This is a genomic window from Ruegeria marisflavi (genome assembly GCF_025673445.1).
GTDB lineage: Bacteria > Pseudomonadota > Alphaproteobacteria > Rhodobacterales > Rhodobacteraceae > Ruegeria_B > Ruegeria_B marisflavi.
Window position 1 is genome coordinate 291,147 of record NZ_JAOVQN010000001.1, and the last position, 20,990, is coordinate 312,136.

Sequence of the window (20,990 nt, forward strand, 5' to 3'; positions counted from 1 at the left end):
TGGTCCCGGCTCTCGCGGCCGGTTGAAATGCGCCTAGCCCCGTTTCGAGGTCAGGCGGAAAAACAGCGATACCAGGATCGCGCCCGCCAGCAGGATCACGGTCGAGATCGCGTTGACCTCGGGCGTGACCACGCGGCGCAATTGCCCCAGCATATAGGTGGGCAGGGTCTCCTGCCCGGCGGATTTGACGAATTCGGTGATCACCACGTCATCCAGCGAGATGACAAAGGCCAGCATCAGCCCGGCCACGATCCCCGGCCACATCAACGGCAGGGTTACCCGGCGAAAGGTCAGCCAGCGCGAGGCATAAAGATCCTGCGCCGCGGTCTCCAGCGACAGGTCCATGGTCTCCAGCCGGGCGCGGATCGGCAGATAGGCAAAGGGCACGCAGAACGCGGTATGGGCCACGATCAGGTAGATCATGCTGGTATGCCCGGTCCAGACCTTGATGGCCGCGAACACGATCAACAGCGCCACGGCGGTGACGATCTCGGGCACCATCAGCGGCTGGTTGATCAGCGCATAAATCATCGTCTTGCCGGGGAAATGGCGGGTCCGGGTGGTGGCCAGCGCCGCCATCGTGGCGGCCACCGTCGCCACCGAGGCCGCGACCAGCGCCAGGAACAGCGACCGCACGGCGGCATCCTGCACCGCCTCGTTGGCGACGGCCTGCTGGTACCAGCGCAGGCTGAACCCCTCCCAGATCGCCATCGAGGTGCCGGCGTTGAACGAAAAGGTGACCAGGATCGCGATCGGCGCGTAAAGCGTGATCAGGGTAAAGATGGCCACGATGGCGAAGCCCGGCAGGGTGCGGACCGAATAGCCCTTTGGCGGTTTCTGCGTGCGGGATTCAGTCATCTGATTGCTCCCTCGATGTCACCCGGACATACCACATCAGCGCGATCATCACCGCCGCCATCAGCATCAGCGACAGCGCCGCTCCCAGCGGCCAGTTTCGGCCCTGACCGAACTGCAACTCGATCAGGTTGCCGAACATCAGGTTCTTGCCGCCGCCCAGCACCCGGGGCGTCACATAGGCGCCCAGCGACGGGATGAAGACCAGGATCGAGCCCGCGATGATGCCCGGCTTGATCAGCGGCAGGATCACCCGGCGGAACGCGGTCCAACGCCCGGCATACAGGTCATGCGCCGCCTCGACGAGGCGGAAATCCAGCTTGTCCACCGCCGCATAGACCGGCAGCACCATCAGCGGCAGGTACACATAGGTCATGCCGAAGCCGATGGCGAAATTGGTGAACATCATCTGGATCGGCGCGTCGATGATCCCCAGTTTCAGCAGGACAAGGTTGATCACCCCTTCGGACCGCAACAGCTCCTGAATGGCGATGGTCCGCACCAGCAGGTTGGTCCAGAACGGCACGGTGATCAGGAACAGCCAGAACTCGCGCTTGCCGGGTGGCTGGGTGGCGATGAACCACGCCGTCGGCACGCCAAAGATCAACGTCAGCACCGTGGTGATCAGCGACAGCGAGAACGACCGCCAGAAGATCGACAGATGCGCATCGGCCCAGATCAGCGTGTCGTCAAAGATGTCCCGCTGCACCAGAGTGTTCATCCAGCCTTCCAACGAGAATTTCCAAACGACATTGCCGTAATCGCCCGGCGTCAGAAAGGAATAGACCACCATCACCATGAGCGGCCCCGCCGCCGCCAGTGTGATGATGACCACGGCCGGCAATGCCAGCATCCAGCGGCTGCGGTTGTCGGCGGCCTGGGCTTCGGCTTCCAGCTCTCCGGGGCGATATGCGGCCTGTTCGCTCATGCGCCTAGTCCACCAGCACCGTGACCGCGCCCGGCGCCACCGACACGCCCACCTGCGCACCCGTCTCCAGCAGGCCGCTGGCCCCGGGCAGGTTCGACGCGCGGGCCTTGATCGCCTCGCCGGTCTTCAGTTTCAAATGCGCCACGGTCGCTTCGCCGGAATAGACCACGTTTTCCACCGTGGCGATCAGTGCGGCGCCTTCGGCGCCGGTTCCTGCCACGGTCACATGTTCGGGCCGGATCAGCACGCTGACCTTGCCGTCGGCCACGCCTTGCGGCGGTTCGACCGTGAATGTTCCGCCCGCCTCCAGCGTCACCGACCCGGCCGACAACTGCCCGTTCAAAAAGTTCGATTCGCCGATGAAGTTCGCCACGAACCGTTCCGAGGGCCGCTCGTAGATCTCGCGCGGGTTCCCGATTTGCAGGATGCGCCCGCCGCTCATCACCGCGATGCGGTCCGACATGGTCAGCGCTTCTTCCTGGTCATGGGTCACAAAGACAAAGGTGATCCCGGTCTCGCTCTGCAACCGCTTCAACTCGATCTGCATCTCCTTGCGCAGCTTCAGATCCAGCGCGCTCAGCGGCTCGTCCAGCAACAGCACCTCGGGGTGCGGCGCCAGCGCCCGGGCCAGCGCCACCCGCTGCTGCTGCCCGCCCGATATCTCCGAGGTCTTGCGATGCTTCAGCTCTTCCATCCGCACCAGCCGCAGCATCTCGTCGACTGTCTTTGCGATCTCGTCCTTGGGCTTGCCCAGCATCTCCAGCCCAAAGGCGATATTGCCCGCCACGCTCATATGCGGGAACAGGGCATAGTTCTGGAACACCGTGTTCACCGGCCGCTGGTTTGGCGGCAGCCGGGTGATGTCGCGCCCGCTCAGCCGGATGGCGCCGATGGTCGGCGGTTCGAACCCCGCGATCAGGCGCAGCAATGTGGTCTTGCCGCAGCCCGACGGCCCCAGCAGCGTAAAGAACTCGTTTTCCCGGATCGTGACACTGACATCGCGCAACGCGGTAAACGCGGCATCGCCCGCGCCAAAAGTCTTCGTCACCTTGTCGATTTCGATCATGAATGGCCTTTGGTTTGCTGCGGGCAGATCACATGCTCGCATTAAAGTGCTATTGACAAAAATATTTTAGTCAATAAAAAAATTTTCTTAGAAAAACTTTTTTGCATGGGAAATCGACTTGGCATTCGAGCGCCCAAATAGTGATCAGGTCGACCCGGGCGACAGCTCCGAAACCGGTCTGCGCGGTCGTAAGAAGGCTCGGCGCAGGCAAGAGATTCTGGATGCCGCCGGGCACCTGTTCGCGGTCAACGGCTTCGATGCAACGACACTGGCCGACATCGCGCAGGAGACCGGGGTTTCGCCGCCCACGGTGTCCAACTACTTCGGGTCCAAGGAAAACATCCTCAGCGCGCTGATCTTCGAAGGGGCAGAGCGCGAGCGGACCAACCACATGAACCTGCCACGGGAAACCGGCCAGCCCTTTGCCGAGGTTCTGGGTGCCTTCCTTGTCGACCTGACGGCCAAGACCATGCAGATCGCCGGAAAGCGGGTCTGGCGCTATGCCGAGGCGGCCAATATCCGCCGCCCGCAATCCGAGTTCGAACGCCAGTTCACCAATTCGGATCAAGAGCTCCGCAAGCTGATCGGTACGTTCATGAGCGATTACGACATGGTGCTGCGCAATGGCACAGCGCCTGACCCGGATGTGCTGTCGCGGCTGTTCTATGACACCTGGACCATGTGCTATTTCTCTTACATCAAGAATGACGCGATGACGTTCGACACCCATCGGGCCGAGGTCATGCAGGCCATTGCCGCGCTGGTCGCCCTCGTGTTCGACGACGGCTTCGCCGCCACCTCTCCCCTCAAACGCACAAAGGAAGCTCGATGAGCAACGCCGATCTGGTGATCCTGAACGGTCGGGTCCTGACGATGGATCCAGCCACCCCCCGGGCCGAGGCGCTTGCCATCTCGGGCGGGCGCATTCTGGCGGTCGGCTCAAACGCCGATATCGCCGCACTGGCCGCCCCCGGCGCGCGCCGGATCGACGCGCAGGGCGGCACCGTTCTGCCCGGCCTGGTCGAGGCGCATCTGCATCTTTTCGCCGGAGCCTTCGGCCAGCGTTTCCTGCAACTCGACGGTGTGCACGGCCTGGCCGCGCTGCGCGACAAGGTGCAGGCCTATGCCAAGGCCAATCCGCAAGAGGCGCTGCTGATCTGCAAGGCCGCCGATTACAACCTGTTCGGCGAGGGCGTCACCACCACCCGCCAACTGCTCGACCAGGCGCTGGCCGACCGGCCGCTGATCCTGTTTGCGGGCGATCACCATACCGCCTGGGCCAACACCGCCGCGCTGACCGCCGCCGGTCTGATGCATGGCCGCGACACCCCGCCCGGCAACGAGGTGGTGATGGCCCCCGACGGCACCGCCGCGGGCGAGCTGCGCGAACACGCAGCTTTTGACCCGGTAATGGTGTTGCGCTCCTCGGGCGGGCGCGAAAGCCTGGGCCTCTTGGGCGTCGAACCTGAAACGCCGCCTACCCCGGCACAGCGCGCCGCCGATCTGGCGGTGATGCGCGACGGGCTGAAACTCTGCGCCTCCTACGGCTTCACCAGCCTGCACAACATGGACGGCAACCGTTACCAGCTCGATCTGCTGCGCGAGATCGAACAGGCGGGCGACCTGATCTGCCGCACCGAGATCCCGTTCCACCTGACCCCGTCGAAACCGGTCTCGTCGCTGGCCGAGGCATCGGAACTGGCGGCCGAATTCGCCACCGACCGGCTCAGCGCGCGGCGGGTCAAGATGTTCATGGACGGGGTGGTCGACAGCTCCACCGCCGTCATGGTCGAGGATTACGCCGACCGCCCCGGCTGGCGCGGCGAACCGCTGCATTCGGCCGAACGCTTCACCGAGGCTGCCATCGAAGCCGACCGGCGCGGCCTGCAAATCTCGGTCCATGCCATCGGCGACGGCGCGGTGCGCCGGGTGCTCGACGGCTACGAGGCCGCGCGCCGCGCCAACGGCCCGCGCGATTCGCGCCACCGGATCGAACATATCGAGGTGCTGCACCCCGACGACCTGCCGCGCTTCCGCGAACTGGGCGTGGTCGCCTCGATGCAGCCGCCGCACCCGCCCGGCGCGATGGATTTCCCGCTCGATCCCTGGACCACAAAGGTGGGCGCGGCGCGCTGGCCCTGGGCCTTTCCGGTCTCCTACCTGCGGGCGCAGGGCGTGCCCATCGCCTTCGCCTCGGACTGGCCGGTCTCGGACCTGAACCCGATGCGCGGGGTCAAGGCGGCGGTGATGCGCCAGCCCTGGCGCGACGGCGATCCCGCCCATGCCTGCACCCTGCATGAAGCGCTGCATGGCTACACCTGGGGCGGCGCCTATGCCGGGTTTGCCGAGGATCGCACCGGCAAGCTGGCCACAGGCTACCTCGCCGATATCGTGATCATGGACCGAGACCTTGAGGCGATCCCGCCCGAGGAGCTGGACCAGGCCCGCGCGGCCATAACCCTCAGCGAGGGCGTCCCGATCTGGGAGGCGTAACCTCAGCCAAGGCCGGCGCGGGCCCGCGCCAGCCAATTGGTAAACAGCGTCTCGGCCAGATGTGACAGCTCGGCCTCGTGCCGCTCCAGCATCTCGATCATCACCCGCTCCGGGTCGGGGCCCAGCTTCGGTGTCAGATCCTCGATCACGCCGGGGCTGGCGAACCAGTCACGCATCGTCGCGGTGTCGATCTCGGGATGAAACTGCACCGAGCCCACCGCGCCCTTCCCGGTCATGTGCTGGTTGCCGCAATCGCCGGTCTCGGCCAGCGGCGCATAGCCCGGCGGCAGCGCCTTGATCTCGGCCGAATGCCAGCTGAACACGGGGAATTCCTCGGGCAGCCCCTCCAGCAACCCCGCCTGCGGCCCGGACCGGCGCACCGGGATCACCCCGAACTCCGCCACCTCGGCCGGCCCCACCTCGCCGCCCAACGCGGCAGCAAGCAACTGGTGACCGAAACAGATCCCGAAATAGGGCTTGCCCGCCTCGACCGCGCGGCGGATCAGGTCCAGCTCGTCCACCAACCAAGGATATTTGTCGGTCTCCCAGACCTGCATCACCCCGCCCAGCACCCAGAGCGCGTCGAATGTATCGAGCGCGGGCAGGCGCGTGGCCTCGGGCATCAGCACGGCTCGTGTCCCGATCCCCTCGCGCGCGAACAGCGCCCGGAACCGCCCGGCATGTTCAAACTCCGCATGTTGCAGGATCAATACGCGCATCCGCCTTGCCTCGCCCCGGTCCGTTTACCCCGTTTGTGCAGCGGCGCTCGGCGGCTGGCAACTCGAAACCGCGCCACCCCGCTTGCAAGGGCGCCTGAACGCGCCTAAATCTGCCCCCCATGGCCAAGCAAAAGATAGACCCGAACTACAAGGTGATTGCCGAGAACCGGCGCGCGCGCTTCGATTACGCGATCGAGGACGACGTCGAATGCGGCATCGTGCTCGAAGGGTCCGAGGTCAAGGCGCTGCGCGGCAGCGGCACCAATATCGCTGACAGTTACGCCGCCGTGGAAAACGGCGAACTCTGGCTGGTCAACTCCTACATCCCGCCCTACGGACAGGCCAAGATGTTCCGCCACGAGGAGCGCCGCCGCCGCAAGCTCCTCGTCTCGCGCAAGCAGCTGGCCGATTTCTGGAACGCGACCCAGCGCAAGGGCATGACGCTGGTGCCGCTGGTGCTCTATTTCAATCACAAGGGCATCGCCAAGATGAAGCTCGGCATCGCCAAGGGCAAGAAGATCCACGACAAGCGCGAAACCGAGGCCAAGCGCGACTGGAACCGCCAGAAACAGCGCCTGCTCAAGGAAAACTCCTGACCGGGCATGCGGCAGAGCGCGAGCTGGGGGGCCAGCCCCCCAGACCCCCCGGAGTATTTCCGACCAGAAAGAAGCAAGAGCGATCAGGGTTTCTTTCTGGTGCCAAATACTCCTGCCGGAGGCGTCCGCCCGGGCCACAGGCGGGACGTCAAGCGGCCTTGAGCATCCCGATCAGCATACGCTCCGTCCCCGCCACTCAGTTCTCGGGAATCCCGGCCTGAACCAGCGCATCCAGGTATCTTTCCAGGAATGTCTGGTTCCTGTGGGTTGCCCGAATCTGCCTGAAATAGGCGGCGCTGGCTTGCGGAAAGATTGCAAGCATCTTCCGGGCCTCCTTGCGCGCCTCTTCCATCTTGCCCTCGAAAACAGCGGCGACCACCAACACGGACTGCGCCTGGGGCTTGGCCCGGACATCCTTCATGTCGGATGCCAGAACCTCGCGCGCCAGTTTCCTGGCCTCGTCGTAGAGGCCCAGTTCCAGACGGGCATAGGTGACGGAGGCAGGCAGCCACTCGGGATAGTCGGGCTCCAGCCGCATGCCCCGCTCCATCAGCTCCAGCCCCTCGCGTGGCTGTCCGGATGTCGCCTTGACCAGCCCGCCCAGCGCGTTTGCGTCGGCGCTGCCCGGCGCCAGCGCAATCGCCTTGTCGGCCAGCGCGATGGCCTCGTCATGTTGGCCCACTACTTGCGTCAGGATCGCGGCCAGGGTGTAAAAATCCCCGTATTCTTCCAGTTCGATGGCATGTGAGGAAAAATCCATCGCCTTTTGCCAATCCGTTGCCGGATCGTTGGGCAGGCCAAGCGTTAGCTTCTGCCAGAAAAGCCAGCCCATAAGGTAGTTTGTGTTCGCCCGGTCGGGATCCTTGCGATAGAGCGCGCCCCAAAGGCGTTCGGCATTCGCATGACCTTCGGGGCTGAACTTCTGAAACTCGGCCCGACCCTGGACCATGGCGACATAATTCTCGAAACTGCCCGACCTTTCGAGCCATGTCCGGGTGCCTTCTCCCACCGTCAACGATACCGAAAGCTCCTCGAACACGCGCCGGGATATCCCGTCCTGCAAGGCAAGTAGGTCGCCCATGCTGCTGTCTTCGCGGATCGACCAGATCTGCTGACCCTTGATCGCGTCGGCCAGTTCGGTGGTCACCCGCAGCGTCTCGCCAGAGCGCAACACGCTGCCACTGAGAATATAGCGCACGCCAAGGTCGCGGGCGACGTCAGTCGCGTTCACCTGCCGGTTCTTGTACCCGTTCATCGTCGAATGCGCGATCACCAGCATGTCGGGTGAAAACGACAGGGTTGAAGTTACGCTTTCGGTGATCGCATCCGCCACCCAGCCCTGCGATCCCGCCTCGCCGCGCGTTTCAAAGGGCAACACCGCGATTGACGGCTTTTTCGGCAGTTCCAGCGCCATTTCCTCCGGATCGACCGGGGTGAAATCCGGCCGCGTCCAGACCCAGCCCAGCACACCAAGCGCGACCGCCGCAGCAAGCAAGACCAGCGCCGGGCGCGCAAACCGCCCCTGCATGGCCCCTCCATGGGGTGCAACAGGGCCATCCGTGACCTGAAACACCCGCACCGGGGTCGAGATATTCTTCAGCCGTTTCTCGCCCAGCGGCCGGTACCCGACCTCGACCTGCGATTTCAGCATGTCATGGGCGGTGCCCGAGACCACGATGCCGCCCGGTTCGGCCAGCGCCTCCAGCCGCGCGGCGATGTTCACCCCATCGCCATAGATATCGCCCTCGTCGAACACCACGTCGCCCAGATTGATGGCGATGCGGTAGCGGATGCGCCGGTCCTCGGGCACCTCCGCCTCGCGCGCAATCATGGCGCGCTGGACCAGCACGGCGGCCTGCATCGCCTCGACGACCGAGTTGAACTCGGCGATCAGCCCGTCGCCGGTCAGCTTGATGATCCGCCCGTGGTGGTCGCGGATGGTGGGGTCGATCAGCTCCAGCCGGTGCCGTTTCTGCCGCGCCAGCGTGCCCGCCTCGTCCAGCTCGACCAGGCGGCTGAAGCCGACCATGTCGGCGGCCAGGATTGCAGCGATACGCCGTTCCATCTTGCCCCCTCCAACACCCGGCCGCGATTAACCGTTGGCGGTCCTCTGGCCGGGCAGGATATGCTCCGGCGTCAGTCCGGGTTCACCACCCGGATCAGCTTGCGTTCCAGCACCCGCAGCACCGATTTCAGATCGTGACCACGCTTAAGGATACGTCCGTCCATGCCCACAACCGCATACATACCCTGTCGCCCCCGCAGGCGCGGTCGCTTTTCGATGCGGTAGAGCGGGTGTTCGGCGGTGCGCCGGAACACCGAGAACACCGCCACGTCGGTCAGGTTGGAAATGCCGTAATCGCGCCATTCGCCGGCGGCCACCATGCGGCCATACACGCCAAGGATGACGGACAATTCGCGCCTGTCAAAGGCGACCTGAGTCTGGGCCGGGCCCGCGGGATACGGGCTGGGAGGCTGCATGTTCATGTTTACAGCTTGCCGCAATTTGCGGGCAAATCAAGCCTCCCGCGTATCCTCTGTGCCGGGCTGAGGCGTGCCGGGCACGCCGCGCCGATGCGCGTCGGGCACCCAATCGGCATCGGCGCGGTTCCAGAACCGGTTCGGATTGTCCTGATCCAGCCCCCGGATATGGCGGGTGCGCAGGGCGGCCACCACCTGGATCACCGGCTCCTCGTAGGGATGCGCGCGATAGATCGCGCGGATCACCCGTTCCAGCCGCGCGGCTCCTTCGGGCAGGAAGAAGCTCAGCTCGAGACAGGGTACCTCGACCGCCACCTCGGTGGCCGCGTTCACCCCGCCGGGCAGCGAGCGAAAGCGCTGCACGCCGCCGGTCTCGTGGCTGACCTGATCGTAATCGCCCCATTGCAACGGGTCCTCCGCCAGGATCGCCGCCCGCAGGGCGGCCGCCTCTGGCGCGGGCACCTGCACCATCACCCGATACCCCGCCTCGGCGGTGAACCGCTCCGAGCTCAGGCGGGGCAGCATTGTCCGCCCTCCCAGCGCAGCCCGAGGATCTGGCGCAGCGCTGCCGCCCCGGCAGGGGTCACATCCAGGCCCCGCTCGCCCCGGATGCGCCGCAGCCATCCGGCGGTCAGACCGTGGGTCAGGATCTCGCGCCCGATGGGGCCCGCCACATGCGGCAGCCGCTCGGTCCAGTCCAGGCAGGGCCGCGCCAGCGGCGCCCGCCCGCTCAGGCTGACCCCCAGTTTCGCCCAGCGTTCCGAGGGTACCGCACGGTATTGCGCCCCATCCGGCAGCAGGTCGCCCGAGGCCAGCAGGGCCTGCGCGATCCCCACCCCCAGCCGCCCGGCTAGGTGGTCGTAACAGCTGCGCGCCTCCAGCATCTTCAGCCGCGCGCCCTTGCGCTGCTGCGCGCGGTACAGGTGATCGCTCGGCGCCAGCGCCGACAGGGTTTCCAGCGCCTCGGCCACTTCCGGCCCCGCGATCCGGTGATAGAGGCACCGGCCGCTGCGCGCCGCGCTGATCAGCCCGGCCTCCTCCAGCCGCCGCAGATGCGCGGTGGCGGTCTGCGGCGTGATACCGGCGGCGCTGGCCAGCTCCTTGTTGGTATAGGCGCGGCCGTCCATCAGTTCGCACAGCATCCGCGCGCGGCTGGTATCGGCAAGGGCGGCGCCCAGGATATCGAGGCGAGGGGTCAGGGTCATGTCCACAACCTAACCCGCCCGCCCCGCGTGCCCCAGCAAAAACACTTCGCCCGCGGCCTGATCGTCAGGCAAAGGACCCCTGGCAGAACCATCCGGGCGACATCGTGCCGCCATGGGCATAGAACAGCCACAGCCGGTCGCCCTGTTCCGTCACCACCACCCAATAGTCGCGCACCCCGCTGCGCCATTCGGGATCGTCCAGCCACCATTCCGGCGCGATCCGCTCCGGCCCGGTGGCCGTGGCCAGCGCCCAGTTGCGCCCGCGCCAGCGGAACCCGGCGGGCACCGCCGGGCTGTCGGGCGCCATCACCGGTTCGGGCCGCCACAACAGCAGCGGGCGCGGGCGCGGCGGCGCGGGCCAGTTGTCCGCCGGCTCCGACCAGGCGGCGGCCAGTACCTTGGCCGTCTTTTCGGGAATATGCGAGGCCGCCGGATGCATCCGGGTGATCGCCTCCAGCCCGACCCGCGCGCCCAGCTTCCCGATCAGGTCGTCCAGCGCGGTATTGCCCGCCAGCCGGTCACGCACCGCGCGCCCGGCCTCGGCATGGCCCGACAGGGTCCGGGCATGCACCGGCTCGGTCTGCACCGCCGCCAGCCGCAGCATGTCGATCCCGTATCCCGCGTCGATCCGCTCCAGCTTCATCTCCAGCAGGTGCCGGATGCGATGGGGGTCGAACGTGGGCCGGGCCAGCCCGATCTCGATCACCTCGGCGGCCTGGTCGACCCGGTGCGCCTCCAGCCGCAGGGTCCGCGCGCCGCGCCCCTTGTCCTCCAGCCGCGCGCAGAGCGCGGGCAGCACCCGGTCGATGGCGGCCAGCACGTCCTCGGTCAGCCCGATCGGATTGGGCAGGGTCATCCGCACCGCGAACCGGTCGGGCGCGCGCGCGGGCGACACCGGCTCGGGCGCGCTGCCCATCGCTTGATCCAACCGCAGCACCAGCCCCCGCCCGAACCGCCGCGCCAGCGCGGCGCGCGGCTGGCCCAGCAGGTCGCCGATCCGCCGCAGGCCCAGACGGCCCAGCTGCGCCACCGTGTCGGGCTCCAGCCGCAGCGCCGCCACCGGCAGCGGCCCCAGCACGCCATGGCATTGTCCCGGCGCCGCGATCCGCGCGCCGCCGCCCGGGGTTACCACCTGCGGCGCGGCGCCGCCCTTGGTCCAGTGCCGCCGCTTTCCGGCGCGGGCGCGGGTGGCGCGCGCCTCCTGCGCGATGGCGTCGCCGGATCGGTCCGATCCCGGCTGCTGACCGGCATAGCGCGCCAGCGCCCAGGCCGCGCCCAGCGTGTCGGCGATACCCATCCGCACGCTCAGTCCCATGTCGGCGCAATCGCCCTCGACCACGCCCAACAGCGCCGTCTCGCCGCCGAACAGATGCGCGCAGCCGGTCAGCTCCACCACCAGCCCGTCGGGCGGCTCCTCGGCCACCCAGGGGCTGAACTTGCCCGCCCAGCGCCTGAGCGCGGTCAGGAACAGCTGTTCGGCGGGCGGGTTGCGGGGCCGGGTGAGCAGCCCGCCGCACATCGCATGGGCATCGCGCACCGGCTGGCCCACGCGCAGCCCTGCCGCCTCGGCCGCCGCGTTTAACGCGCTGATAACCTGCATGTTGGACTGTTCCTCGACCACGGCCAGAGGGCCCGCATGCAGGCCGCGTTCGGCCCGCATCACCCGTTCCGCGCCCAGGCGGGGAAACCACAGCGAAAGGATACGGCGTTTGGACATGCGGCAGACATCTTCTTGTTCACTTTTTGTTCTTAATCCCGAATCGCCGAGCCTGTCGAGATGAGGCGGCACCTGGTCGAGCTGGCGATCTGCGCCTTGCTGGCCGCCTGGCTTCTGTCCGGCGTCCGCGCCGACGAGCCCGTGGTCCGGGACGAGGCGGTGCTGGCACGCCAGGCCACGATGAAATCGGCCAAGGCGGCGCTGGCCGTCCTGGGTGAGATGAGCGCGCTGCGCCGCCATTTCGACCGGGCCGCCGCCCGCGCCGCCCGCGCCCGGCTGCTGGAGGCGCTCTCCGACCTGCCCGATCGGTTCGAACAGCCCTATTTCGACAGGCACACCCGCGCCCGCCCCGAGATATGGGGGAACTGGCCCGCCTTCCTGCGCAGCGCCGAAGCCGCGCGCCAGGCGGCCCGGGGGCTGCGCACCAACAACCTGCCCGCGCTGCGCCGCAGCCTGCCGGCGGTGATGTCGGCCTGTCTGGCCTGCCACAGCCGCTACCGGACAGGGCAATAAGGACTAAAGAGCCGGAATGCGCCGGGCCAATACGGATGGGTCTCGAAAGGAGAACAAAACGTGAATATAATCGCGATTCGCCATGTATGCCGAATTGTCGATCACCTCGAATTTCACCTTTCTCACCGGGGCCTCGCACCCCGAGGAGTATATGGAGCGCGCGGTTCTGCTGGGCCTGCCCGCCATCGCCATCGCCGATGACAACTCGGTGGCGGGTATCGTGCGCGCCCATACCCGCGCCCGCGAGATCGCGCGCCGGGTGCAGGAACGGCTGGACTGGGAGGCGGCGCATACGCCCATCGGCCCGCCCTGTCCCGCACATCTGCCGAAACCGCCCTCGTTTCCCGTCCACGCGGTGCCGCGCCTGATCCCTGCGGCGCGGCTGCTGTTCACCGATGCTCCCCCGGTCACCGTGCTGCCGGTGAACCGGCAGGGCTGGGCCAGTCTCTGCCGTATCCTGTCCACCGGGCGGCTCAGGGCGGAAAAGGGCGATTGCATCCTGCACCTGTCCGACCTCGAAGCGTTTGCGGGCGGACTCCACCTGCTGCTCTGGCCACGGGCGCTGCCCTCTCCGGGCGGCGCGGGCGGGGCCTGGCCACAGGTGCCACGGCTGGCGCGCCGCTTTGCCGGGCAGATGCACCTGCTGCTGACACCGCACTATGACGGGGCCGATGCCACCCGCCTCGCCGCGCTCGAGGCCGAGGCGCGCCGACTGGGCCTGCCGACCCTGGCCAGCGCGGCACCGCGCCTGCACCACGGCGCCCGCCGCAAGCTGGCCGATGTGCTGACCGCCATCCGCCTGCGCCGCCGGGTCGACCAGCTCGGCCGCGACGCGCTGGCCAATGGCGAACAGCGCCTGCGCTCAGGGCCCGAGATGCTGCGCCTGTTCCGGGGCCACGAGGGCGCGGTGGCCCGCGCCGGTGCGCTGAGCCAGGCGCTGACCTTCTCGCTCGATGAGCTGCGCTATGAATACCCCAGCGAGGTCAGCGGGTCCGAGACCCCTGTCGAGCGCCTGTCGCGGCTGGCGCATGAGGGGCTGACATGGCGCTATCCGGCGGGCGCGCCGGACCGCGTCAAGGGCATGCTGGCACATGAACTGGCGCTCATCGGCAAGCTGAAATACGAGCCCTATTTCCTCACCGTCCGCGACATCGTGCATTTCGCCCGGTCGCGCGGCATCCTCTGCCAGGGGCGCGGCAGCGCGGCCAATTCGGTGGTCTGCTACTGCCTTGGGGTGACCTCGGTCAGCCCCGAGATGGGCACCATGGTGTTCGAACGCTTCGTCTCCGAGGCGCGCGACGAACCTCCCGACATCGACGTCGATTTCGAACACGAACGGCGCGAGGAGGTGATCCAGCACATCTATGCCCGCTATGGCCGCCACCGCGCCGGGCTCTGCGCCACCGTCATCCATTACCGGGGCAAGCGCGCCATCCGCGAGGTGGGCCGCGCCATGGGCCTGACCGAGGACACGATCAGCGCGCTCAGCTCGCAGCTCTGGGGCTTCTTCTCGACCCAGGGGCTCGAGGCGCAGCGCATGCGCGAGATCGGGCTCGACCCGACCGACCGCCGCCTGCAACAGACCATGGCGCTGGTCTACGAGATCGTGGGCTTTCCCCGCCACCTCAGCCAGCATGTCGGCGGCTTCATCATCACCGAGGGGCGGCTCGACGAACTGGTGCCGATCGAGAACGCCACGATGGAGGACCGCACCGTCATCTGCTGGGACAAGGACGATATCGACAGCCTCGGCATCCTCAAGGTCGATGTGCTCAGCCTTGGCATGCTCACCTGCATCCGCAAGGCCTTCGATCTGATCGCGCGGCATCATCAGGCCGACTATACGCTGGCCACCCTGCCGCCCGAGGATCCGGCGGTCTATGACATGCTCTGCCGCGCCGACTCGGTCGGCGTGTTCCAGGTCGAAAGCCGGGCACAGATGAACTTCCTGCCCCGCATGCGGCCGCGCAATTTCTACGATCTGGTGATCGAGGTCGCCATCATCCGCCCCGGCCCCATCCAGGGCGACATGGTGCATCCCTATATCCGCCGCCGGAATGGCGAGGAAAAGGTCGAGTTTCCCTCGGACGCGCTGGGCGAGGTGCTGGGCAAGACGCTGGGCGTGCCGCTGTTCCAGGAACAGGCGATGCAGATCGCCATCGTCGGCGCGGGCTTCACCCCCGAACAGGCCGACAGGTTGCGCCGTTCGCTTGCCACCTTCAAGAAACACGGCTCTGTCAGCGAGTTCCGCGCGCTCTTCCTGCGCGGCATGGCCCGCAACGGCTATGACCCGGATTTTGCCGAGCGCTGCTTTTCCCAGATCGAGGGGTTCGGCAGCTATGGCTTTCCCGAAAGCCATGCCGCCTCCTTCGCGCTGCTGGTCTATGCCAGCGCCTGGATCAAGTGCCACCATCCCGGCATCTTCGCCTGCGCGCTTCTCAACAGCCAGCCGATGGGCTTCTACGCCCCGGCCCAGATCGTCCGCGACGCCCGCGAACACGGGGTCACGGTGCGCCCTGTCTGCATCAATTCCAGCTACTGGGACAATGTGATGGAACCCGACGGGCGCGGCGGGCTGGCGCTGCGGCTGGGCTTCCGCCAGATCAGGGGGCTCAGCGAAGAGGACGCCAGCTGGCTCACCGCCGCGCGCGGCAATGGCTATGGCACGGTCGAGGATGTCTGGCGGCGGGCGGGGCTGGGCCCCGCGATCCTGTCCCGGCTGGCCGAGGCCGATGCCTTCGCCGATTGCGGCCTCAGCCGCCGCGCCGCGCTCTGGGCCGCCAAGGCGATCACCACCGCCCGGCCGCTGCCGCTCTTCGCGCAGGATATCGACGGCGAGATGATCGACGAGCCCGCCGCGCATCTGCCGCAGATGGCGCTGGGCGAGCAGGTGGTCGAGGATTACGTCGCCATGCGCCTCAGCCTCAAGGCGCACCCGGTCGCGCTGCTCCGGCACCTGCTGACACCGGCGGCGTGAAAGGGAAGGGGAGAGGCCAGCGCCGGTATCCCAAGACCCAGCTACCAGTTTCTCGTAGGAAAAGCATGCAGGCGAACTTTAACATTCAGGGGACGGCAATCGAGTCGCAGACGAGGCCCCATGACCGGCGTTGCAGATATTATCTCCACCTACATCCTTGCAAAGGACAACAACCGACCTTGGTTGATGCAAAGGGCCTTTTCCGAGAGGGCTCGGTTGGAGATGGATGTAAGGACCGATGCAATCGCCTTCCCATCCGTTGCTGTCGGCTTGGATGAGATTACTCAAACGCTGGTCCGCCGGTTCTCTTCCGAAAACGAGAATGTCTATACATTCTGCCTGACCAAGGCGCCCACCGACGATGCACTACAGTTTACCTGTAACTGGTTGGTGGGAATGACGCGAAAGGAGACCGGCGAAGTCCGGGTCGGATGCGGATCATACGCGTGGACATTTCTGAACCAACCCGAACCCCTTGTTGGTGCACTCAAGATTACGATTGAGGTGATGGAGTTACTGGACCAGCACCATACACACAGCATCATGCGTTGGTTGTCAGCCCTTCCCTATCCCTGGTGTCCGGCCGAGGCGGCATTGCGGGGCGCACCTCGGTCAAGGGCGCTCGCACCGGTTACAGACTTTCTGGCGCAAGCTGTTCCAGGCTGACCATTGCGCATGGCGCGCACCACTGCCGGGCAAAGGAAACACCACTTCGACACCGGTTGGGTACAACCGGCTGTCGGCCATAGAATCAAGGCGCACCCGGGGGCGGGGCTGCGCCCCGCGATCCTGCCCTGGCGGGCCGAGGCGCCCGCTCGTCAGGACAGCGAGATCGACAGGACCCCCAGACCGATCAGGCTGGCCCAGCCGATCCGGTGCAGAAACCGGGGTTCCTTCAGCACCACCGCCGCCAGGATCACCGAAACCGGGATCGACGCCTGCCGCACGGCGCTGACCGTGGCGGCCTCGGCCCCTAGTCCAAAGGCGCTCAGGATCAGCAGGTACGACAGATAAGACGCGACCCCGGCAAAGACGATCCGCCCGGGCGCCAGCGCCCAACCCCGCACCACGCCCAGAAACGGCGCCTCGGCGGCGCGATCCTCCCAGGCGCGGATGCCCGACAGCATCAGCACCACCAGGATATAGGTAAAGAACAGAAAAGGCGCGGGCGAAACCTGCTGCATCGCCGCCGCATCGCTCAGCGAATAGGCGGCCGAGCCCAGCATCGCCAGCACCGCCAGGCCAAAGGCCCGGCGATCCTGCAACAGCCCGCCCGGCGATTTCTGGATCATCAGGCTGCCCAGCAGCACCAGCGCGATCCCCAAGAGGGCCAGCGAGGCATAGTCCCGCTCCAGCACCAGCCAGCTGAACGCGACGATGGCCACCGGCGAGGACCGGACGATCGGGTAATAGACCGACAGATTGCCCCGCCGCAGCGCCGACAGGGTGCCATAGTAATACAGGGCTAGCCCCAGCGCCGAGATGATCACAAACGGCCAGGTCTCCCGCGGCAGGCTCAGCGCGGTGCCGCTGATCCATGCATGGCCCGCCGCCAGCAGCACCCAGATCACCGACACACCGACATAGCACGACACCGGATGCGCCGCGCCCTTCAGCGTCAGGTCGCGCAAAGGGTGGGTCGCGGCCGAGACCAGGACGAGGGCGATCCAGTACGCCTCCATGCCTCAGGTCTGGTGCAGCGGGTTGCGCTGAAGGAAAGTGTTGAAATGCACCGTCATCTGATCGTCCGCGATCTGCACGATGCCATAGGCGGGCGGCTCGTCGCAGAACTCGCCCGCCACGCTGGCCGGGATCAGCGGCACCTGGTGGTTCAGGCTGGGCAGGCTGGTGAACGGGATGCCGCGCCAGTTCACATAGGTCATGCGATGCACATGCCCGTAGAACACGTGCCGGATATTGCGCCCATGCCCCAGTACCTCGGCAAAGGCATCCACATCGGCCAGGCGGATATCATCGACATAAGAAATGCCGATGCCAAAGGGCGGGTGGTGCAGGAACAGATAGGTGGGTCTGTCCCCGGCCTCCTCCAGCTGCGTGCGAAGCCAGCTCAGCCGCGCCGGGCACAACTGCCCGTCGTGATTGTCGCGCCCGTCGCGGGTGGTGTCGAGGAACAGGAAAACGCCTTCGCCGGTCTCGAACCGGTGCTGGATGAACCCGTGCTCGTCTTTCGGATGGTCTGGAAACACCGACAGGAACACGTCGCGGTCGTCGTGGTTGCCGATCATCAGGAAACAGGGAAGGGCGAAACGGTCGAGCCGAGCCTTGAGCACCCGGTAGGCCTCGGCCTCGGCAAACTCGGCCAGATCCCCCGAGATCACGCAGAACGCGGCGTCGCCATGCCAGCGCGCGATGTCATCCAGACAGGCATCCAGCCGCGTCGACGGCACCCCGCCATTCAACGGCTGACCGTCGCCGACAAGATGGGTGTCTGTAATGTGAATGAACTTCATCCGAACCTTCCCTGAATGCTTTCGGCGACCATGACTGACGACAGCCGTCACTTGCCGCCACTTGACCCGTGATTGCAAGCGGCGGCTTGCCGAAACACGACCGTTGGCGGTCGGAAAACTACGCCGGAGCCGCGACCTTGCGGTCGCTTTCGCGCCGGAAATACAAGCTGGAAAACCTGTACAAAACGGTCAATCGGATCCCGGAGTGCGGTACAAAACGGTCAATATCCTAAAATGTGCGGGACAAAAAAGCAGGTTCACCCCCGCGCGGCCACAGGGTAGAAGTCGCCAGAGCAGTTTCCGGAGACCTGAAATGACCGCCCCCAAACCCGTTGTCCTGTGCATTCTCGATGGCTGGGGCCTCTCCGACGACACCCGTGCCAACGCGCCATATCTGGCGCAGACCCCGACCTTTGACGCGATCATGAGCAAGGGACCGCACGCAAAACTGATCACCCACGGCCCCGACGTGGGCCTGCCCAGCGGGCAGATGGGCAACTCCGAGGTCGGCCACACCAATATCGGTGCCGGCCGGGTGGTGGCGATGGACCTTGGCCAGATCGACCTCGCGATCGAGGACGGGTCGTTTTTCGACAATGCGGCACTTCAGGATTTCATTGCAAAAACAAAGTCTTCCGGTGGGACGGCACATCTGATGGGGCTGGCCTCGGATGGGGGGGTGCATGGCCATATCAACCATATCGTGGCCGCGGCGCAGGCGATCACCCGTGCCGGAGTGCCGGTGGCGCTGCACGCCGTGACCGACGGGCGCGATGTGGCGCCGAGATCGGCCTATGGCTATGTCGCCGAGCTTGAAGACCACCTACCCAAAGGCGCTCGCATAGTCACCGTCACCGGGCGCTATTTCGCAATGGACCGCGATAACCGGTGGGAGCGGGTGCAGGAAGCCTATGATGCGATGATCAAGGGGCAGGGCCGTCAGGTCATGACCGCCCATTCGGCCATCGACCATGCCTATAATCAGTCAGAAAGCGACGAGTTTATCTCGGCCACTATTTTGAAGGGATATCAAGGTGTTAAGGATGGAGATGGCTTCTTTTGCCTGAACTTCCGCGCCGACCGCGCCCGCGAGATCCTGCGCGCCATCGGCGAGCCGGGCTTTGCCGATTTCGACACCGGCCGCCGCCCGGCGCTGGCCGCGCTCCTCGGGATGGTCGAGTATTCCGAGGGCCACAATGCCTATATGACCACGGTCTTTCCCAAGCGCGATATCGTCAACACGCTGGGCGAATGGGTTGCCAAACACGGGCGGCGCCAGTTCCGTTTGGCCGAGACCGAGAAATATCCCCATGTCACCTTCTTCCTGAATGGCGGCAAGGAAGCCCCCGAACCGGGCGAAGACCGGTTCATGCCGAAATCGCCCAAGGTGGCGACCTATGACCTGCAACCCGAGATGAGCGCGCCCGAAGTCACCGACAAGTTCGTCGAGGCAATCGGTGCGGGCTATGATCTGATCGTCACCAATTACGCCAACCCCGACATGGTCGGCCATACCGGCGATCTGAAAGCCGCGATCAAGGCCTGCGAGGCTGTAGATCAAGAACTTACACGCGTCATCGCCGCGCTCGAGCAGGCGGGCGGCGCCATGATCGTCACCGCCGATCACGGCAATTGCGAGATGATGATCGACCCGGTCACCGGTGGCCCGCATACTGCGCACACGCTGAACCCGGTTCCGGTGGCGCTGGTCGGCGGCCCAGCGGGGACCACTTTGCGTGACGGTCGCTTGAGCGATCTTGCCCCCACCGTTCTGGCGCTGATGGGCCTGCCGAAACCGCCCGAGATGACTGGCGAGAGCCTGCTGTCATGATCCGGCGCGCCGCCCTGTTGCTCGGCTTTGGCCTGTGGGCCGGAACGGCGGTTGCTGAGACCGACCCGGCCACGGCGGCCCGCCTGGCAGCGCAGATGCTTGAAGAGGCGTCGATCTCCCTCTCCGAAGCCGAAAGCGCTCGCGACAGGGTGCGTGCCCTGACTGATACCGTGCAGGCTTTCGAGGCCGGGCTTGCCGCCATGCGCGACGGGTTACGGCGTGTCAGCACTCGCGAAGGGCAGCTTTCGGCGCAACTCAAGGCGCGCGAAAACGAGGTTTCTCAACTGCTTGGCGTTTTGCAGACCATCGAAACCTCGCCGCCGCCCGTCCTGCTTTTACATCCCTCCGGCCCCCTGGGCGCGGCGCGCTCGGCCATGATGGTGGCCGAGGTGACACCAGCTCTGAAAGCGCAGGTTGACCGGCTGTCTCACGATCTGGACGAGGTGCGCACCCTACGCGAGTTGCAGCAGAGCGCCGCCGAAACCCTGCAAAAGGGTCTGGCTGGGATCCAGCAGGCGCGCGCCGATCTGAGCCAGGCGATTGCCGACCGAACCGACCTGCCGCGCCGCTTTACAGAAGACCCGGTGCGCACCGCGATCCTGGTCTCGTCGACCGAGACGCTGGATGGGTTCGCCAGCGGTCTGGCCGAGATTGCCGAGGGAGAGATTGCCGAGACCTCTGCCGATATCAGCGCGCTCAAAGGCAAACTGCCGCTGCCTGTGCAGGGGGTTCTGCTGCGCAAGGCCGGGCAGGCCGATGCTGCTGGCGTCACCCGCAGCGGCATATTGATTGCCACCAGACCCCGGGCGCTGGTCTCTGCGCCGTCGGCGGCTACCATACGGTATCGCGGCCCGCTCTTGGACCTTGGCAATGTGGTGATCCTGGAGCCGCAACCCGATCTGCTGATCGTGCTGTCCGGGCTGCAAGAGGTCTATGGGCACGCGGGCGAGGTCATTCCAGCGGGCTCGCCGGTTGGATTGATGGGCGGCGCAAACCAGGAAATTGGTGCAATTCTGTCAACAAGCGGTGATGGCACTGGTACAGAGCGTACAGAAACGCTCTATATAGAGATCAGAGAGGGCGAAAGCCCAGTGGACCCCGAAATGTGGTTTCGAACCGACAAGGATGGATAGACGAG

General features: G+C 66.1%; 19 protein-coding genes. 8 read left to right on the forward strand and 11 right to left on the reverse strand.

The annotated features are described in order from the left end of the window. Positions 1 to 33 precede the first annotated feature (33 nt). From OEZ49_RS01395 to OEZ49_RS01405, 3 genes are read right to left on the reverse strand one after another with little or no spacing between them, the layout of a single operon-like run. Positions 34 to 858 (reverse strand): ABC transporter permease, encoded by an 825-nt coding sequence (locus OEZ49_RS01395; protein ID WP_263386652.1) that lies wholly within the window; start codon positions 856 to 858, stop codon positions 34 to 36. Continuing rightward, positions 851 to 1,783, reverse strand: coding sequence for an ABC transporter permease (locus OEZ49_RS01400; protein ID WP_397545642.1), 933 nt, complete (start codon positions 1,781 to 1,783; stop codon positions 851 to 853). The genes OEZ49_RS01395 and OEZ49_RS01400 overlap by 8 nt, the downstream gene beginning before the upstream one ends. Before the next feature lie 4 nt (positions 1,784 to 1,787). Then, positions 1,788 to 2,849, reverse strand: a complete 1,062-nt coding sequence (locus OEZ49_RS01405) for an ABC transporter ATP-binding protein (RefSeq protein WP_263386653.1) — start codon at positions 2,847 to 2,849, stop codon at positions 1,788 to 1,790. 118 nt (positions 2,850 to 2,967) lie between these two features. Here OEZ49_RS01405 and OEZ49_RS01410 point away from each other — a divergent pair, with 118 nt between their 5' ends. Both OEZ49_RS01410 and OEZ49_RS01415 read left to right on the forward strand, forming a co-directional pair. Next, a complete protein-coding gene (locus tag OEZ49_RS01410) occupies positions 2,968 to 3,681 on the forward strand; it encodes a TetR/AcrR family transcriptional regulator (RefSeq protein ID WP_263386654.1) in 714 nt (237 codons plus the stop codon). After that, positions 3,678 to 5,342 carry an amidohydrolase gene (locus OEZ49_RS01415; protein ID WP_263386655.1) on the forward strand — a complete coding sequence of 555 codons (1,665 nt, stop codon included), beginning with the start codon at positions 3,678 to 3,680 and terminating at the stop codon, positions 5,340 to 5,342. Before OEZ49_RS01410 ends, OEZ49_RS01415 begins: the two co-directional genes overlap by 4 nt. Before the next feature lie 2 nt (positions 5,343 to 5,344). On the opposite strand, the gene OEZ49_RS01420 is transcribed toward OEZ49_RS01415, so the two are convergent. Continuing rightward, positions 5,345 to 6,061 (reverse strand): type 1 glutamine amidotransferase, encoded by a 717-nt coding sequence (locus OEZ49_RS01420; protein ID WP_263386656.1) that lies wholly within the window; start codon positions 6,059 to 6,061, stop codon positions 5,345 to 5,347. A gap of 119 nt (positions 6,062 to 6,180) precedes the next feature. Between OEZ49_RS01420 and smpB the strand changes: the two genes are divergently transcribed. Beyond that, positions 6,181 to 6,657: an SsrA-binding protein SmpB gene (gene smpB, locus OEZ49_RS01425; protein WP_164130809.1), complete on the forward strand. Its 477-nt coding sequence runs from the start codon at positions 6,181 to 6,183 to the stop codon at positions 6,655 to 6,657. 196 nt (positions 6,658 to 6,853) lie between these two features. On the opposite strand, the gene OEZ49_RS01430 is transcribed toward smpB, so the two are convergent. The 5 genes from OEZ49_RS01430 to OEZ49_RS01450 form a co-directional block, all read right to left on the reverse strand. Further along, positions 6,854 to 8,722 (reverse strand): adenylate/guanylate cyclase domain-containing protein, encoded by a 1,869-nt coding sequence (locus tag OEZ49_RS01430; protein ID WP_263386657.1) that lies wholly within the window; start codon positions 8,720 to 8,722, stop codon positions 6,854 to 6,856. Positions 8,723 to 8,793: 71 nt separating this feature from the next. Further along, positions 8,794 to 9,144: a DUF2794 domain-containing protein gene (locus OEZ49_RS01435; RefSeq protein WP_164130813.1), complete on the reverse strand. Its 351-nt coding sequence runs from the start codon at positions 9,142 to 9,144 to the stop codon at positions 8,794 to 8,796. A 30-nt stretch (positions 9,145 to 9,174) separates the two neighbouring features. Further along, complete coding sequence (locus tag OEZ49_RS01440; protein ID WP_263386658.1) at positions 9,175 to 9,663, reverse strand: hypothetical protein; 489 nt, start codon at positions 9,661 to 9,663, stop codon at positions 9,175 to 9,177. Beyond that, positions 9,648 to 10,343: an ArsR/SmtB family transcription factor gene (locus OEZ49_RS01445; protein WP_203583099.1), complete on the reverse strand. Its 696-nt coding sequence runs from the start codon at positions 10,341 to 10,343 to the stop codon at positions 9,648 to 9,650. Before OEZ49_RS01445 ends, OEZ49_RS01440 begins: the two co-directional genes overlap by 16 nt. A gap of 64 nt (positions 10,344 to 10,407) precedes the next feature. Then, positions 10,408 to 12,060 carry a DNA polymerase Y family protein gene (locus OEZ49_RS01450; RefSeq protein WP_263386659.1) on the reverse strand — a complete coding sequence of 551 codons (1,653 nt, stop codon included), beginning with the start codon at positions 12,058 to 12,060 and terminating at the stop codon, positions 10,408 to 10,410. A 60-nt stretch (positions 12,061 to 12,120) separates the two neighbouring features. Between OEZ49_RS01450 and OEZ49_RS01455 the strand changes: the two genes are divergently transcribed. The 3 genes from OEZ49_RS01455 to OEZ49_RS01465 all read left to right on the forward strand — a co-directional run bounded on the left by OEZ49_RS01455 (position 12,121) and on the right by OEZ49_RS01465 (position 16,216). Next, positions 12,121 to 12,573 carry a c-type cytochrome gene (locus OEZ49_RS01455; RefSeq protein ID WP_263386660.1) on the forward strand — a complete coding sequence of 151 codons (453 nt, stop codon included), beginning with the start codon at positions 12,121 to 12,123 and terminating at the stop codon, positions 12,571 to 12,573. Between the two features lie 82 nt (positions 12,574 to 12,655). Then, the gene (locus OEZ49_RS01460; RefSeq protein ID WP_263386661.1) at positions 12,656 to 15,550 is read left to right on the forward strand and encodes an error-prone DNA polymerase; all 2,895 of its coding nucleotides are present in this window, start codon (positions 12,656 to 12,658) and stop codon (positions 15,548 to 15,550) included. 120 nt (positions 15,551 to 15,670) lie between these two features. After that, a complete protein-coding gene (locus OEZ49_RS01465) occupies positions 15,671 to 16,216 on the forward strand; it encodes a hypothetical protein (RefSeq protein WP_263386662.1) in 546 nt (181 codons plus the stop codon). Between the two features lie 152 nt (positions 16,217 to 16,368). On the opposite strand, the gene OEZ49_RS01470 is transcribed toward OEZ49_RS01465, so the two are convergent. Next, on the reverse strand, positions 16,369 to 17,232 hold the full coding sequence (locus tag OEZ49_RS01470) for a DMT family transporter (RefSeq protein WP_263386663.1): 864 nt from the start codon (positions 17,230 to 17,232) through the stop codon (positions 16,369 to 16,371). A 3-nt stretch (positions 17,233 to 17,235) separates the two neighbouring features. After that, complete coding sequence (locus OEZ49_RS01475; RefSeq protein ID WP_263386664.1) at positions 17,236 to 18,021, reverse strand: phosphodiesterase; 786 nt, start codon at positions 18,019 to 18,021, stop codon at positions 17,236 to 17,238. A 313-nt stretch (positions 18,022 to 18,334) separates the two neighbouring features. Between OEZ49_RS01475 and gpmI the strand changes: the two genes are divergently transcribed. After that, a complete protein-coding gene (gene gpmI / locus OEZ49_RS01480) occupies positions 18,335 to 19,852 on the forward strand; it encodes a 2,3-bisphosphoglycerate-independent phosphoglycerate mutase (protein ID WP_263386665.1) in 1,518 nt (505 codons plus the stop codon). Next, a complete protein-coding gene (locus OEZ49_RS01485) occupies positions 19,849 to 20,985 on the forward strand; it encodes a murein hydrolase activator EnvC family protein (RefSeq protein ID WP_263386666.1) in 1,137 nt (378 codons plus the stop codon). The genes gpmI and OEZ49_RS01485 overlap by 4 nt, the downstream gene beginning before the upstream one ends. Positions 20,986 to 20,990: the final 5 nt, after the last annotated feature.

Excerpts from the sequence above, each read along its gene's own strand:
- OEZ49_RS01395 (WP_263386652.1), bottom strand. The coding sequence starts at position 858 with ATGACTGAATCCCGCACGCAGAAACCGCCAAAGGGCTATTCGGTCCGC.
- OEZ49_RS01400 (WP_397545642.1), bottom strand. The coding sequence starts at position 1,783 with ATGAGCGAACAGGCCGCATATCGCCCCGGAGAGCTGGAAGCCGAAGCC.
- OEZ49_RS01405 (WP_263386653.1), bottom strand. The coding sequence starts at position 2,849 with ATGATCGAAATCGACAAGGTGACGAAGACTTTTGGCGCGGGCGATGCC.
- OEZ49_RS01415 (WP_263386655.1), top strand. The coding sequence starts at position 3,678 with ATGAGCAACGCCGATCTGGTGATCCTGAACGGTCGGGTCCTGACGATG.
- OEZ49_RS01420 (WP_263386656.1), bottom strand. The coding sequence starts at position 6,061 with ATGCGCGTATTGATCCTGCAACATGCGGAGTTTGAACATGCCGGGCGG.
- smpB (WP_164130809.1), top strand. The coding sequence starts at position 6,181 with ATGGCCAAGCAAAAGATAGACCCGAACTACAAGGTGATTGCCGAGAAC.
- OEZ49_RS01430 (WP_263386657.1), bottom strand. The coding sequence starts at position 8,722 with ATGGAACGGCGTATCGCTGCAATCCTGGCCGCCGACATGGTCGGCTTC.
- OEZ49_RS01435 (WP_164130813.1), bottom strand. The coding sequence starts at position 9,144 with ATGAACATGCAGCCTCCCAGCCCGTATCCCGCGGGCCCGGCCCAGACT.
- OEZ49_RS01440 (WP_263386658.1), bottom strand. The coding sequence starts at position 9,663 with ATGCTGCCCCGCCTGAGCTCGGAGCGGTTCACCGCCGAGGCGGGGTAT.
- OEZ49_RS01445 (WP_203583099.1), bottom strand. The coding sequence starts at position 10,343 with ATGACCCTGACCCCTCGCCTCGATATCCTGGGCGCCGCCCTTGCCGAT.
- OEZ49_RS01450 (WP_263386659.1), bottom strand. The coding sequence starts at position 12,060 with ATGTCCAAACGCCGTATCCTTTCGCTGTGGTTTCCCCGCCTGGGCGCG.
- OEZ49_RS01455 (WP_263386660.1), top strand. The coding sequence starts at position 12,121 with ATGAGGCGGCACCTGGTCGAGCTGGCGATCTGCGCCTTGCTGGCCGCC.
- OEZ49_RS01460 (WP_263386661.1), top strand. The coding sequence starts at position 12,656 with ATGTATGCCGAATTGTCGATCACCTCGAATTTCACCTTTCTCACCGGG.
- OEZ49_RS01465 (WP_263386662.1), top strand. The coding sequence starts at position 15,671 with ATGACCGGCGTTGCAGATATTATCTCCACCTACATCCTTGCAAAGGAC.
- OEZ49_RS01470 (WP_263386663.1), bottom strand. The coding sequence starts at position 17,232 with ATGGAGGCGTACTGGATCGCCCTCGTCCTGGTCTCGGCCGCGACCCAC.
- OEZ49_RS01475 (WP_263386664.1), bottom strand. The coding sequence starts at position 18,021 with ATGAAGTTCATTCACATTACAGACACCCATCTTGTCGGCGACGGTCAG.
- gpmI (WP_263386665.1), top strand. The coding sequence starts at position 18,335 with ATGACCGCCCCCAAACCCGTTGTCCTGTGCATTCTCGATGGCTGGGGC.
- OEZ49_RS01485 (WP_263386666.1), top strand. The coding sequence starts at position 19,849 with ATGATCCGGCGCGCCGCCCTGTTGCTCGGCTTTGGCCTGTGGGCCGGA.